The 14,280-nt window shown below is 43.7% G+C and carries 16 protein-coding genes; 5 read left to right on the top strand and 11 right to left on the bottom strand.

Going from position 1 to position 14,280, the window contains the following annotated elements; all coding sequences use genetic code 11:
• Positions 1-25 precede the first annotated feature (25 nt).
• Genes C1A07_RS06310 through C1A07_RS06320 form a run of 3 tightly spaced genes read right to left on the bottom strand, consistent with a single transcriptional unit; the run spans position 26 to position 2,830 of the window.
• Positions 26-1,297, bottom strand: coding sequence for a TRAP transporter large permease (locus C1A07_RS06310; protein ID WP_101876360.1), 1,272 nt, complete (start codon positions 1,295-1,297; stop codon positions 26-28).
• Positions 1,297-1,779, bottom strand: coding sequence for a TRAP transporter small permease (locus tag C1A07_RS06315; protein ID WP_101876361.1), 483 nt, complete (start codon positions 1,777-1,779; stop codon positions 1,297-1,299). The genes C1A07_RS06310 and C1A07_RS06315 overlap by 1 nt, the downstream gene beginning before the upstream one ends.
• Before the next feature lie 19 nt (positions 1,780-1,798).
• Positions 1,799-2,830, bottom strand: a complete 1,032-nt coding sequence (locus tag C1A07_RS06320) for a TRAP transporter substrate-binding protein (protein ID WP_101876362.1) — start codon at positions 2,828-2,830, stop codon at positions 1,799-1,801.
• 239 nt (positions 2,831-3,069) lie between these two features.
• On the opposite strand from C1A07_RS06320, the gene C1A07_RS06325 reads away from it, so the two are divergent.
• Positions 3,070-3,723: a GntR family transcriptional regulator gene (locus C1A07_RS06325; RefSeq protein ID WP_101876363.1), complete on the top strand. Its 654-nt coding sequence runs from the start codon at positions 3,070-3,072 to the stop codon at positions 3,721-3,723.
• A gap of 111 nt (positions 3,724-3,834) precedes the next feature.
• Here the strand turns inward: C1A07_RS06325 and C1A07_RS06330 are convergent, their stop codons facing one another.
• From C1A07_RS06330 to C1A07_RS06340, 3 genes are read right to left on the bottom strand one after another with little or no spacing between them, the layout of a single operon-like run.
• Positions 3,835-4,281 carry a DUF1934 domain-containing protein gene (locus C1A07_RS06330; RefSeq protein ID WP_101876364.1) on the bottom strand — a complete coding sequence of 149 codons (447 nt, stop codon included), beginning with the start codon at positions 4,279-4,281 and terminating at the stop codon, positions 3,835-3,837.
• 3 nt (positions 4,282-4,284) lie between these two features.
• On the bottom strand, positions 4,285-5,100 hold the full coding sequence (murI, locus tag C1A07_RS06335) for a glutamate racemase (RefSeq protein WP_101876365.1): 816 nt from the start codon (positions 5,098-5,100) through the stop codon (positions 4,285-4,287).
• Between the two features lie 14 nt (positions 5,101-5,114).
• Complete coding sequence (locus C1A07_RS06340) at positions 5,115-6,182, bottom strand: D-alanine--D-alanine ligase family protein (protein WP_101876366.1); 1,068 nt, start codon at positions 6,180-6,182, stop codon at positions 5,115-5,117.
• A 227-nt stretch (positions 6,183-6,409) separates the two neighbouring features.
• Here C1A07_RS06340 and C1A07_RS06345 point away from each other — a divergent pair, with 227 nt between their 5' ends.
• Positions 6,410-7,033, top strand: a complete 624-nt coding sequence (locus C1A07_RS06345) for a stage II sporulation protein R (protein WP_101876367.1) — start codon at positions 6,410-6,412, stop codon at positions 7,031-7,033.
• A gap of 14 nt (positions 7,034-7,047) precedes the next feature.
• Here C1A07_RS06345 and C1A07_RS06350 read toward each other — a convergent pair whose 3' ends face one another.
• The 3 genes from C1A07_RS06350 to ispE are packed head-to-tail and all read right to left on the bottom strand — an operon-like array spanning position 7,048 to position 8,814.
• Positions 7,048-7,239, bottom strand: a complete 192-nt coding sequence (locus C1A07_RS06350) for a hypothetical protein (protein WP_101876368.1) — start codon at positions 7,237-7,239, stop codon at positions 7,048-7,050.
• On the bottom strand, positions 7,239-7,916 hold the full coding sequence (locus C1A07_RS06355; RefSeq protein ID WP_101876369.1) for a GntR family transcriptional regulator: 678 nt from the start codon (positions 7,914-7,916) through the stop codon (positions 7,239-7,241). The genes C1A07_RS06350 and C1A07_RS06355 overlap by 1 nt, the downstream gene beginning before the upstream one ends.
• Positions 7,906-8,814, bottom strand: a complete 909-nt coding sequence (gene ispE / locus C1A07_RS06360; protein ID WP_101876370.1) for a 4-(cytidine 5'-diphospho)-2-C-methyl-D-erythritol kinase — start codon at positions 8,812-8,814, stop codon at positions 7,906-7,908. The genes C1A07_RS06355 and ispE overlap by 11 nt, the downstream gene beginning before the upstream one ends.
• Before the next feature lie 175 nt (positions 8,815-8,989).
• On the opposite strand from ispE, the gene C1A07_RS06365 reads away from it, so the two are divergent.
• The 3 genes from C1A07_RS06365 to iadA all read left to right on the top strand — a co-directional run bounded on the left by C1A07_RS06365 (position 8,990) and on the right by iadA (position 11,607).
• Positions 8,990-9,508, top strand: coding sequence for a peptidylprolyl isomerase (locus C1A07_RS06365; protein ID WP_101878060.1), 519 nt, complete (start codon positions 8,990-8,992; stop codon positions 9,506-9,508).
• Between the two features lie 3 nt (positions 9,509-9,511).
• Entirely contained in the window at positions 9,512-10,267 is a 756-nt protein-coding gene (locus tag C1A07_RS06370) for a GNAT family N-acetyltransferase (RefSeq protein WP_101876371.1), read from the top strand.
• 164 nt (positions 10,268-10,431) lie between these two features.
• Positions 10,432-11,607 (top strand): beta-aspartyl-peptidase, encoded by a 1,176-nt coding sequence (gene iadA / locus C1A07_RS06375; RefSeq protein WP_101876372.1) that lies wholly within the window; start codon positions 10,432-10,434, stop codon positions 11,605-11,607.
• Between the two features lie 297 nt (positions 11,608-11,904).
• On the opposite strand, the gene C1A07_RS06380 is transcribed toward iadA, so the two are convergent.
• Positions 11,905-12,828, bottom strand: coding sequence for a calcium/sodium antiporter (locus tag C1A07_RS06380; RefSeq protein WP_101876373.1), 924 nt, complete (start codon positions 12,826-12,828; stop codon positions 11,905-11,907).
• 79 nt (positions 12,829-12,907) lie between these two features.
• Positions 12,908-14,269 carry an alanine/glycine:cation symporter family protein gene (locus C1A07_RS06385; RefSeq protein ID WP_101876374.1) on the bottom strand — a complete coding sequence of 454 codons (1,362 nt, stop codon included), beginning with the start codon at positions 14,267-14,269 and terminating at the stop codon, positions 12,908-12,910.
• Between the last annotated feature and the right edge of the window lie 11 nt (positions 14,270-14,280).

Here is a 14,280-nt window from a genome sequence, read left to right on the forward strand (position 1 = left end):
CTCCATATTCACGCCTTAAACTTCACTACTTTAATAAATTAGGAAGAGTGAGGGACATTGGAGGGGCAAATGTAATAATCATAAGGTCCAGAATCAGTACTCCAAAATAAATCACTAAGTACTTTAACATGCCTTCAATTTTTACCTTGGCGCTGTCGCAAACCACATAAAGGTTTACTCCTACCGGCGGAGTTACCATACCGATAGCCAGGTTTGTCATCATAATAATACCAAAGTGCACCATATCTATGCCTAAGGTGGAGGCTACCGGAGCCAGCAAAGGAGCCAGAATAACCATGGCAGCTCCTGCTTCACAGAACATACCTACAATTAAAAGCATAACGTTTACTAACAAAAGGAATACAATTTTGCTGGAGGACATGCCTAAGAAGGCCTGAGCCACAGCCTGAGGGACCTGTTCCTTTGTCAGCACCCAGCCAAACGCATTAGATGCAGCCATAATCATTAAAACTGTAGACATTGTCAGCACTGAATTTAAAAGGATTCCCTTTAAATCTGCCAGCTTAATTTCTCTGTAAATAAAGATTCCTACAATCAGACCGTAAAATACAGATACTACCGCCGCCTCTGTAGGTGTGAAAAATCCTGTGTAAATACCTCCCAGAATAATTACCGGCATAAGCAACGCTAAAATCGCGTCTTTAAATGCACTGATTCTTTCTTTTGCCGACTTTTTCTCTGAAGGCACAAAGCCCTGTTTTTTTGTAAGTATGTGGGCAACAATACAAAGAGTGACACAGATGAAAATTCCAGGTATAAATCCTGCCATAAACAAGTCGCTGATAGAAGTTTCTGTAGCTACTCCGTACTGAATTAAGCCAATGCTGGGAGGGATAATTACTCCCAGCTCTGCTGAGGAGGCGATTGTAGCCGCCGCAAAATTTTTGTCATATCTGTTTTTCAACATTTCCGGAATAATAATTGCGCCTACTGCCGCTGCAGTTGCGGCGCTGGAGCCGGAAATCGCCGCAAAGAATGCACAGGTCACTACCGCTACCATTGCCAGTCCGCCGGAAATATGGCCAAATAAGCTGTTGCACAAGTTTACCAGACGTCTTGAGATACCGCCGGAGCTCATCAGGTTGCCTGCCAGCACGAAAAACGGAATTGCCAAAAGAGTAAAGCTGCCGCTGCCTGCAAACATTCTCTGAATTACTACAGAAAGATTTACGTCTCCTGCCATTAAGGCTAATGTTGATGAGGCCCCCAGCACAAACGCAATAGGAAGACCAATAATCAGCAGCACAACCATGCTGATAAATAATACTGCCGTCATTATTTCTCACCCTCCCCTGCAAAAAGATAATATACCATTAAAACTGTATTAAACAGCATAAATACTGCTCCTACAGGAATGGCCGCGTACATCAGCCCCATAGGCATTTTCAGTACCGGCGTAGTCTGCCTCCAGACCTGAGCGCAGGTCTGAAAGCCGATTTTAATAATTACACATAAAAAGATCACTGTAATAACATTTACAAGTAAAGAACATATTTTTCCAACATTTTTAGGCACAACCATATATAATATTTCCAGTCCTACCATGGAACCTTTTCTTATGCAGAGCGCCGCGCCAAGAAAAGTACACCAGATTAAAAGATATTTTGATACTTCCTCGCTCCACGGAATAGAAGCATGAGCCAGCCTGAAAACCACCTGGGCAAATACTACGACAGACATTACTGTCAGCATAACAATGGCTACAAAGGCTAAAAGCCCGTTTACCCCTTTGTCTACTGCCTTAATTCCCTGTTTCATATACCTTTATTCCTCCTGATTACTCTGCCTTAGCACCCTGAATCTTTTCTACAATGTCGCCAAATTCTGCCTGGTACTTATCATAAACTGGTTTTGTAGCCTCAATAAATAACGCCTTATCCACCTCATTTACTTCCATGCCGTTTTCCTTGCAGCCCTCCAGCATTTTGTCCAGCTCCTGACCGCTTAACTCTCTTTCGTAAGCCACTGTTTTCTCTAAAGCGTCTGCAACCAGCGCCTGCTGCTCTGCTGACAGCTTATTCCATGTAATTTCACTTACCATTACAGGGCATACTGGATAAAAATGCTCTGTCAGAGATAAGTATTTCTGAACCTCATAGAAACGAGAGTTGTAAATTGTAAATAAAGGATTCTCCTGTCCGTCTACAGCTCCTGTCTGAAGGGCTGTAAACAGCTCGGAAAAGCTCATAGCAACAGCGTCCATTCCCAGCTCTCCAAGAGCGTCTACACATACAGAGCTTTCCAGAGTTCTCACTCTTAATCCCTTACAGTCCTCTGGGGTTGTAATAGGCAGCTTAGAGTTGGTCATGCTGCGGAAGCCTAAGTCAAATGTACCGAAGGTTTTAATTCCTGAGCTTTCCAGGTTCTTAAAAATATCCTGGCCTACTTCACTGTCTAACACCTGGAACGCCTGCTCTCTGCTGTCAAATAAATAAGGCAGGTTAAATACGTCCATGCTCTGATCAAAGCCGCTTAAAGCTGCTGCAACGGCAACAGAAATATCAATAGTTCCCATCTGAAGGCCTTCCGCCATTTCTCTTTCGTCTCCTAAAGCTCCGTTAGGCTGTACATCTACAGTAATCTGACCGCCGCTTTCTTCCTCCACCAGGTCTTTAAAATATAAAGCCGCCAGCTGATATGGATGGCCCTCTGCCTGCCCATGTCCAAATGTTAAAGTAATGGATTCAGACGTTGTATTTGCTGCCTGTCCTCCATCTCCTCCCTGCTGTCCGCTTTTTCCGCATCCTGAAAGTCCTGCTGTAAGAATCAGCGCTGCTGTTAATACTGCACAATATTTCTTCTTCATCATCTCTTTTTTTCTCCCTCTCTTTTTTCTTTATAAATATCCTCTGCCCATCTGCTAGATATTTTGTATATTTTTATTATAAAAGACGGCCATTCTTATGTAAAAGCATTCATCTTGTATACAAGATGAATATGAAATATGCATATGTTGTCGCCTTTTGTTGAATTAGAAAATTGAATATGTTACAATACCATCAGTATTAAGTGCAGAAAGCTTCAGTAAGGGGAGGGGACATACTGGTTATGGACATGAATTTAAAGAATATTGCATATGAGGTGATTAAAGGTAAAATTATCACCTGCGAATACCGCCCCAACACCTTTTTAAGCGAGGCATTTTTGATGCAGGAAATCGACGCCAGCCGCACGCCTATCAGGGAAGCCTTAAATAAATTAGAGCAGGAGGGATTTGTGCAGATCATCCCTAAAAAGGGAGTGGTTGTCACCGCCCTTTCTCTCAACGAGGTCAATATGACATTTGAAGCCAGGCTGCTTTTAGAGCCTTATATTATTCATCACTATATGGAATTTATAAATTTACATAAAATACGGGAAATTTATTCTCAGACTGAACACCTTGTTCCCGGAGAAGAGTTTTACGCCGACTTCTGCCGTCTGGACGACACCCTTCACCGGCTGATATCAAGCGCCTGCTCCAACAAGTTTCTCAATGAGAGTCTGATTCACATTTATGACCAGAACAACAGAATCCGGATTTTAGCCGGGAAGAATATTTGGCAGAGGCATATAGAAGCGGCCAAAGAGCATCTTGTTTTAATGGATTTGATTCTCCAGGGCAAAAAAGAGGAGGCTGCAGAATCTATTACTAACCACTTAATTAAGTCTAAAACAGAAGCCATCCGCTCTCTCATTAATGAGCAAATGCCTATTAACTAAAATTTTTCCTTAGTTTTATGGAATATTTATTGAAATAAAAAAGGCCTAAAATAATCAGTTCAGTGAATCCCTTTGATTATTTTAGGCCCCGCCTTTTTTAATTATATTTTTTTATGACTGAAGGTGAAGAGCCGCCCCGGCTCTTGGGCGCACATCCACTACAATATTGCAGTTAGCCATGTGCTCATAATTTACATCCAGAGAATAGTCTACTGTCACCTTTAAGTTATCCTCCTGCTCATCTACCACAATATCGTTTGTACTGATTTCCACAAGCATCTCCCCAAAAGGCGTCATATAACAGGAAGTGTTCTTTTTATTTTTTTCAAAGGCCATATGTACCTGAATACTGCCTTTTTTTATAATATCCAAACCGCCGGAGTGGATTTTAATAGTATTTTGAATAACATCCTCCCCGCCTTCCTGAATCTCCTCATATCTGATATAGTGCTTTCCATTTTTATTGTAATAATCTCCTGCTGTAATCAGCTCTACATCATTTGTATCTCCCTCCAGCAGCTGCACGCCGCTGATGCTGATAAGCACGTCTTTCGTCATATATTAAAACTCCTCTATATCTATTTTCCTTACCTCTCCCACCTGATTTGGAAGAATGGAGGCAGCAAAGCTTGTAAATTTTTCCGCCAGATCGCTGACAAAAAATTGAAATTTTTCCTGCTCCTTTACGCCCTTTTCACAATCCAGGCCATGTTCCTTTAACAAGGTCTTTAATTCAATGGCCGTCTCATATGCAGGGTTTACTAAAACTACGCCTTCCCCCATAATCCGGCCTAAGGTGGACCTGATTAAAGGATAATGAGTGCAGCCTAAGACTAAGGTATCCACATATTTAGCTTTTAATTCTGATACATATCTGGAGGCAATTTCATCTGTCACAGAATCGTGAAATAAACCTTCCTCCACCAGGGGCACAAACAAAGGGCAGGCTTTTCCAAAAACCTGAATTTTAGGATCTAATTTTCTGATTACCTGAGTATAAATACCGCTGTGAATAGTGCCTTCTGTGCCAATAACTCCTATTTTCCCGCTGGCAGTAGACTGCACCGCCGTTCTGGCGCCGGCGTTTATTACCCCAATAATAGGAATATCCACCTCGTTTTTCACTGTCTCCAGGGCATAAGCGCTGGCTGTATTGCAGGCAATCACAATCGCCTTTACGTTCTGGGTTTTCAGAAAACGGATAATCTGCCTAGAAAACCGGATAATGTTTTCCTTTGACTTGTTTCCGTAGGGCAGTCTGGCTGTATCTCCAAAATATACTACCCTCTCGTCCGGCAGCTGGCGCATAATTTCCCTGACTACAGTCAGGCCTCCGATTCCGGAATCAAAAACTCCCACAGGCGCATTTCTGTCCATATTACTTGTTCTCCTTATTTGTCATACCTGTGCATAGCCAGATCTATTAATCCCTGAACCAATTTGGCCTTATCCATTCCGGCAGCCTCCCACAGCATAGGATACATGCTGATGGCGGTAAAGCCGGGCATAGTGTTGATCTCATTAAATACAATCTGCCCGTTTTCCTTTACAAAAAAGTCTACTCTGGATAAGCCGAAGCCGTCTACAGCTTTGAAAATTCTGACCGCCGCGTTTCTGACCTCTTCTGTGGCATTTCCTGGAAGTTCCGGGTTCACTACTGTTTTAGACTCTGCGTTGTAATATTTGGCGTCAAAGTCGTAAAAGTCTGCTGCAGCCAGAATCTCCCCTACTCCTGAGGCCTTTACTTCTGCGTCTTTGCCGCCGAAAACAGCGCATTCTATCTCTCTTCCTATAATTGTCTCTTCCACCAGAATTTTAGAGTCATGGCGAGCCGCCTCTGTCAAAGCCGCCTTTAATTCTTCCCTGTCATCCGCCTTTCCAACTCCTCTGGAGGAGCCTGCATTAGACGGCTTTACAAATACAGGGTAAGAAAACTTTGCTTCCACCCTTTCTACCGCCTGGTCCATAGCAGTTTCCACCTCATGTCTTCTCACAGCCACATAATCCGCCTGCTTCACCCCTAAATCATCTACAATAATTTTTGTATATAATTTATCCATGGAAACAGCAGAGGAAAGAACACCGCAGCCTACATAAGGGATTCTGGCCAGCTCTAAAAGCCCCTGAATCGTTCCGTCCTCCCCAAATAAGCCGTGAAGCACTGGAAAGGCTACGTGGATCTTTACTTTCTCCCATGCTCCGTTTTCTAAAATCAACGCGCACTGTTCTGTGGCGTCAGGAGAAATAAAGGCCTGGGCCTTGCTTTCTCTCCAGGCGCCATTTTCAATACTTTCTATAGAATCCGCCTTTACCCACCGGCCCTCTTCTGTAATTCCTATTAACAATATATTATATTTTTCTTTATCAACGTGGTTTGCAACATTCAGCACTGACATACAGGACACTACATGCTCTGATGACTGTCCTCCAAAAATCACTGCCACTGTCTGTCTGTCCATAATTCTTTATCCTCCAATTTCTTTTCCTAGAAGTGTCTATATTATAGCACACCTGGTTACAATTACAATTAGAAACCCAAAATTAAACATTTTCAACAAAAAATAGTTGAGCGCCAAAGCGCGAAACTATTTGCTACCCAAAGTTCGCCATAGCGAAGTTTGGGGTTCCCGTAGTTTTTATGAAACGAGGAACGAGTGAAATAAAAAAAGTAAAGGAGCAAATTTATATGAATCGTAAATTATATCTTGTTTTATCACTTTCCTGTTTTCTTATTGCCGGCCTTACATACGGAACCGGGCGCCGGCAGGCGGACGAGGCTCTGGCTCTTCGTCTGGCGCCTTCTATTCTCCGCTTCCATATTTTAGCCAACAGCAACAGCAAAGAGGATCAGGAATTAAAGCTAGAAGTCCGCTCTTATCTTCTTCATCTGATTCAGCAGGACTTTCCCTCTCCCTCCGGCAAGGCGGAGCTTTGCGCCTACTTAACAGAGCGCAAAGACTTTCTGGAGAGCCAGGCGGAAACCTTTATGCAGGAAAAAGGCTACGGCTATACTGCTCAGTTAGATATTGTCTCTGATTATTTTCCTCAAAAGGCCTACGGCGATATGGTATTTCCCTGCGGCACCTATGATGCAGTCCGGGTTACTATAGGCAATGGAAAAGGACACAACTGGTGGTGTGTCCTCTATCCTTCTCTGTGTTTTGTTGATCCTGTATCTGCAGTAGTGCCTGACTCCTCTAAAGAGCAGTTAGAATCTGCGCTGGAACATGAAGATTATCTGCGCCTTCAGAAGCCGGAACATAAACTTCGTCCCAAAGGACGTTTTAAATTGGCGGAGCTTTTTCAATAAGCCGCCTTACATATTTACTTTTGACTGTCCAGCAAATCTTTTAAGGCCTCGTCGCTGTCGTCAATCCAAATATCCTCTTCCTCTGAAGAAAGGCCTAAAAAAACTGCCAGCCTTCTTTCATCATCACTGTTGTTCCACTGTGTAATATATGTATCAATTTCCTCAAAGGGAATTTCTCCTGCCAAATATTTTTCTTTAAATGTCATTAAACGTCCCTTTCTTTAATATTTCTGGAAACTGTAATCTCCTGGTTATCAATATGCTCCCGCATAGCTTCCTTCACTTCATCCATTTTCCGCTCTTTTAATCCCTTGAGAATGTGCTCGTGCTCTATAAGGAGAATCTGTCTTTTGTCTGCTTCCTTAATATACTCTAAACGGTAGCGGTACATTTGCTCGCGCAGGTTATTTAAAAGCTGAATCAGGCGCACGTTGCCAGTTCCGTTATATATAATATCGTGATAATGCTCGTCCGTCTCCGCAATGGCCATAGCCTCCCCTTTGTCCACAGCGGCCTTAAAGTCCTCCTGAGCGCTTTCCAATTTCTTAATATCTTCCTCTGTCATTCTCTGACATGCCAACTCCACAGCCAGCACCTCCAGGGCTCGTCTTACCTCCAGCACATCTCTCAGACTTTTCTCTGAAATCTTTGCCACCTCCGCGCCTTTTCTGGGGATCATCAGCACAAGGCCTTCCAGCTCCAGCTTTCTAATAGCCTCTCTAATAGGAGTTCTGCTTACCCCCAGCCTGTCTGCCAGCTGAATCTCCATCAGTCTTTCCCCTGGAGCCAGCTCGCCTTTTAAAATCGCCTGTCTTAATGTATTAAAAACCACGTCTCTCAGGGGCAAATATTCGTTCATTGTCACCTTTAAATTATACTCCATGATTGGAAACCTCCTTGCAGTTGTAAAAATTCGTCAAATATACCTGTTTTGCCAGATCTGCTCCCTGTCCAAAGCGCATCTCCTCATAGGCTTCCTCCGCAGCCTGAGGCCGGGTAAATACGCCAAATACTGTGGGACCGCTGCCGCTCATCATAGCATTTACAGCCCCCAGGCTTATCATTTGGCTTTTAATCTGGCTGATCACCGGATATTCCTTTTCCGTCACTTTTTCCAGTACATTTCCAAATCTGGAGGTGACTCCATATAAATCTTTTCTTTTAATTGCCTCTACCATTCCGTCAATATCAGGATGATCCTCTTTCTTCAAATCATTGGCGTGAAGATTTTCATATACAAACTTAGTGGAAACATTAATTGCCGGCTTTGCAATCAGCACCTGACACTGAGGCATAGGCGGCAGGGGAGTCAGAATCTCCCCAATTCCCTGAGAAAGGGCCGTGCCTCTCATAATACAGTAGGGTACGTCAGCCCCTATTCTTACGCCCCGCTCCATCAAAGCTTTTTTCGTCAGCCCCAGGCCAAACATTTTATTTACTCCCACTAAAACAGCAGCCGCGTCGCTGCTGCCTCCCGCCATACCTGCTGCCACAGGTATAAATTTTTTCAGTTTAATTTTAACGCCTTCCTCAATGTGAAACTCATCCATTAAAAGCTTAGCCGCTTTATATACCAGATTATTTTCATTACATGGAAGGTAATACAGATTGGTTTCCACCTGAATGCCCGGTTCTTCTGTCCGAATCAAATCAATTTTATCGAAAATGCCAACTGTCTGCATAATCATTTTCACTTCATGGTAACCGTCTTCTCTTTTTCTCAGTACATCAAGTCCCAGATTTATCTTCCCATAGGCCTTTAGTCCCAAATGGTTTATCATTCTCTACTCCCCTGTGATTCGATTGTATTTTTCTATTTTTTTGTATACAATATATTATATACTCTAAACAATAAAAATACAAGCACTTTCCTTGGAAAAAACTAAACGCCTGGACAAACAGCCTGAAATTTTTTATAATAAAACAGAAAAAACATCCAGAAAAGGAGATTTAAATATGGCGAATCCAGTAGTAACTATTGAAATGGAAAATGGAGACGTAATTAAGGCGGAGCTTTATCCGGAAATCGCTCCAAATACAGTAAATAATTTTATCAGTCTGATTAACAGCGGCTTTTACGACGGACTGATTTTCCACAGGGTAATCAGCGGCTTTATGATTCAGGGCGGCTGTCCTGACGGAAACGGCATGGGAGGCCCAGGCTATTCTATTAAGGGAGAATTTAATCAGAACGGCTTTATGAACGCCATGAAACACGACGCAGGAGTTTTGTCTATGGCAAGAGCCATGCATCCTAATTCCGCCGGTTCTCAGTTTTTTATTATGCATAAAGCGGCTCCTCATTTAGACGGAGCATACGCTGCATTCGGCAAGGTAACTGAAGGTATGGACGTAGTAAATAAAATCGCCGACGTGCGCACTGATTACAACGACCGCCCTATGAAGGAGCAGAAGATCAGCAAGGTTACTGTAGATACCTTTGGAGAAGTGTACCCAGAACCGGAGAAATGTTAATCTATGACAACCACGCGACAGATCACTATTTCCGGTGTTTCTCACACCGTCGTCCTGTCCGATGATTCCACAGCCCTTCAAGCTGCCAGCGCAGCGGGAAGGGCTGTTGTAGGATTGTGGGACAAAAACCATCCTGACAAGTCTCTTTTTCCTGCCTTTTATGTAATTGAAAATATAGAGCAGGCGGACCGGGATTTTCTCACAAAGGTGGTTCTCCGTCACCTGGGCCTTCCATGGGAAATCTGCTGCACCAAACGTTTGACTATACGGGAATTTACCTTAAATGATGCAGAAAATATTCCCGGCGGGGAATATTCAGGACCTGGAGACTTTGTTTTCTTATCCCAGGAGACTTTATCTGCATATATCAAACATCAATATACATTTTTTGAGTATGGAATTTGGGCTGTAATTGAAAAAGCGAAAGGACAGCTTATAGGAAAGGCCGGTCTTTCAGATCTTCCCCAGGAGGTTTTGGCCCAATTTCCAGCTCTTCAAACTTTTGATTCTGTTTTAGAGCTAAGCTACCATATTTTTTCTCCCTACAGAAATAAAGGGTACGCTTTGGAGGCCTGCACGGCTATTTTAGATTACGGGGAAACATACGGACTTCCTATAGCCGCCCGGGTTTCCAGCCTGAATAAGCCTTCCATGAGACTATTAAAACATTTAGGGTTTACTGAGATGGGGACATGCAGCCCCTGTCCGGGGGAGAATATTTTGCTTTATATCCGAAAGAATTCGCTTTTCCCTGTATAAATTCTTTGTTCTCTCATAAAAATAATGCAAGAACCATGTATTTATGATATAATTTATTAACAGAATTTTAACAGCGATCTATAGCAGTCTATAACAATTTATTACACAGCCAGGCGCAGCAGATTAAAAAATTTGCAGCTTGGCTATTTTTAGGAGGAATTTCTATGCTTTTTCTAATTAAAGGCGCTGATGCCTTTTCCCCAGAACCATTGGGAGTAAAGGACGTACTATTTGACGGCTCCGGCATCCTTTCCATAGGCGACAGTATCCCTGATTTCCCCCCTTATAATGTGCAGGTAATAGACGGCTCTGACATGTATTTATTTCCAGGATTTATAGACAGCCACGTGCACATTTTAGGAGGGGGCGGGGAGGGCGGTTATCACACCAGAACCCCGGAAATTAACCTTACTGATATTACTATGGGAGGCGTCACCACTGTTGTAGGCTGCCTGGGCACTGACGGGACTACCAGAAACATGGCTTCTCTTCTGGCAAAAGCCAGAGGACTTTCTGAGGAGGGGATTTCCACTTATATTTACACCGGCTCCTATCAGGTTCCTGTAAAGACTTTAACCGGCTCTATTATGGATGATCTGATTCTTATTGACAAGATAGTTGGAACAGGTGAAATCGCATTGTCGGATCACCGCTCCTCCCAGCCCTCTAAAGAAGAATTTGCCCGCATTGCGGCGGATACCAGAGTAGGCGGCATTTTATCGGGAAAGGCTGGTCTTGTAAATATTCATATGGGAGACGGCCCCCGTATGCTTTCATGGCTCAGATATGTACTGGAGAAAACAGAAATTCCCGCTTCCAATATGCTTCCCACTCATATTAACCGCTCTCTGGCTCTTATGAAGGACGGCATAGACTACGCGAAAAACCTGGGCGGTTATATTGACCTGACTACCAGCTCTGATCCTGATTATCTGGAGGAGGACGAAGTAAAAGCCTCCGCCGGGCTGCGGATGGCTCTTCATGGGGGAGTGCCGGAAAGTCACATTACCTTTTCTTCAGACGGTCAGGGCAGTCTGCCTGTTTTTGACTCCAACCGCCAGCTAATAGGTTTAAGCGTGGGAAAGGTTTCTTCTTTGTACAGGGAATTCCGGGATGCAGTTCTCACAGAAGGGCTGCCTATTCAAAAAGCCCTGCTGCCTGTCACCTTAAATCCTGCTACTCTTTTAAAGCTGGGTAAAAAAGGACGTATCGCCTTAGGCTCAGACAGCGACCTTGTTCTAGTGCGGAAGGACTCTTTAGAAATCGACAGCGTATTTGCCCTGGGACAGTGTATGGTCCGGGGAAGACAAGCCCTTGTGCGGGGAACCTTTGAGGGTTAATTACAGTTGTTTTAATAGGTTTTCATTAGGCTGTTCATGGTTTGTTCACAAATCATTTAAAAACCTTTCATATTAATAACATGATTTCTTCATGTTTTCCTCCTATACTAAACATGTAAACAGTTAAAGCTGTTTCAAGCAGGTTACAAGATTTTTTTCATAATACTTGAGCTGATTTATAATCATCAGCTCTCCTCCCTTTTAAAAATATAAAAACGGCTGCTGCCCAGGATTCACTCATCCTTTGGCAGCAGCCGTTTTTAAGCTGTCCGCTTTTTAAAATCACTAAGCTGCAGTTTACCGCATAATAATATATGCCAGATATCCGGAGTAAATAAGTATCATCGCCAGGCCCTCCATCCTGCCGATTTCCATTTTGGTCCATGTCACCACCCATCCCAGAATGCTGACTCCCAGCAGGAAAATCATATCATACACATTGATTATTTCCACTGTAATAGGATGAAGCAGACTGGACAGGGATAAAATAGCCAGAATATTAAAAATATTAGAGCCAATTACATTGCCCATGGCTAAACCGCTTTCTCCTTTACAGGCGGCTACAGCAGAAGTAACCAGCTCAGGCAGAGAGGTTCCCACGGCTACTATGGTCAAACCGATTAAGGTCTGGCTCATGCCGAAAACTGCGGCGATCTGGCTGGCGCTGTCTACTACCAAGTTTCCCCCCATAATAATAGCCGTCAGGCCTAAGGCAATATAGAAAATACATTTTCCGGGAGGCAGCAGCTCTTCCCGTTTTTCCTCTTTGGTCCTGTTTTTTAAGGCTGTCTTTATGGTAGCGTACAGAAAATACAGGAAAAATCCAAAAAGAACGAGCCCGTCTATTCTTCCCAGCTCTAAGTCAAAGGCAATCATCCCCAAAAGAACTACAGATACAACAATAGAAAAAACAAAGTCCCCATATAAAATTTTTTTATTGGCCGCTACTGGCAGCAAAAGACTGCTGACCCCCAGAACTACCAGCAAATTAAAAATATTGGAGCCGATTACATTGCCCACTGCAATACCGTTATTTCCTTCTACTGCCGCAGTGATGCTTACAGCGGCCTCCGGTGCGCTGGTTCCAAAAGCTACAATAGTCAGCCCTATAATCACGCTGGGAACACGCAGATATTTTGCGGCGGCAGAGCTTCCGTCCACAAAATAATCGGCGCCCTTTACCAGCAGTACAAATCCTACAATCAGCCATACATATATCATCAGTATTTTCCTTCCCAAGCTCCTCTTTCATCCTCAGGAACCTTTGTATACATTTTACAGGAGTATAAAAAAGTTTTTCTCAATTGTCAAGTGCTCCCACCTGTTTTCTCAGCAGCATAAGGCCAATAAGATTAGGCACCGCCAGCAGCCCGTTCCATATGTCAGAAAACTCCCAGACAGTTTCCAGTCTGGCTAAACACCCCAGAAAGACTGCGTTTAAATACAACAACATATAAATTTTCTCGCCGATTTCTCTGCTTTTTGGAACCCGCTCCGTCAAATAGGACACTGCCTGTTTTCCCATATAATACCAGGCAATGATTGTGGCAAATGCAAATACTATCATAGAAAAGGCTACAAAATATTCTCCTGCTGCTCCCATTTTTATGGAAAAGCAGTAAGCTGTTAAGGCCGCGCCGTCTACGTCTGCAGCTTCCGGCCTGCCTCCTGTAGCCAACAGTATAACAAAAGCTGTTAATGTGCAGATGACTACAGTGTCAAAAAACACCTCAAACATGGCCCACATTCCCTGCTTCTTTGGGGTAGTATCCTCGGCGGCTCCGTGCAGCACGGCTAATGTGCCCAGGCCTGCCTCATTTGAAAATACTCCTCTGGAAATTCCGTACTGCAGGCTTTTGTTAATACAATATCCGGCAGTTCCCCCAAAGACTGCGGACATATCAAAGGCGGAGCGGAGAATCCCTGCAATCATTTGGGGAATCTGCTGATAATAAGAAAATATGATTATCATGGAAAATATAAAATAAATTCCCGCTGAGACAGGCATCAGCCTTTCCGCCACAAGAGAAATTTTGCTGATTCCTCCCCTGATTACAAGAAATACTAAAATGGTTACAAGAGCCCCGCAGACAAGCCCAGGCATTCCCAGAGAGTAGCCTGCTGTGTCTGCCAGGGAATTGGCCTGCACCATGCTTCCCATTCCCAGAGAGGCCATAACGCAGAAAAAGGCGTACAATATTCCCAGCACCGGCATGTGAAGCCCTTTATCCAGATATACCATTGGGCCGCAGACCCATTGGTCCTGTTTATTTTTATACCGATACTTTAACCCCAGCACAGTTTCAGAATAGGCAGTCATCATTCCGATTACAGCGGAAACCCACATCCAGAATATAGCTCCCGGCCCTCCTGCAGTTAAAGCTGTGGCTACTCCCACAATATTTCCGGTTCCTATAGTGGCGGCCAGGGCGGTGCAGGCTGATTGGAACTGGCTGACTTTCTTTTTTTCTCCAGCCTGCTCCCGCCGGACAGTTTCCTCATTGTCCTGCCCTCCGCCTAAGCTTCCCACAGTCTGCCCCATCCAGTACCAGAATTTTCTGATCTGGAAAAACCGGCCCGAGAAGCTGTAATAAAATCCTACGGCTAAAAATGCAAATAACAGCCAGGGACCCCACACAATTTCATTTATTTTATGTATCACATACTCACTTC

This window comes from Lachnoclostridium edouardi, assembly GCF_900240245.1.
GTDB classification, from domain to species: domain Bacteria; phylum Bacillota; class Clostridia; order Lachnospirales; family Lachnospiraceae; genus Lachnoclostridium_A; species Lachnoclostridium_A edouardi.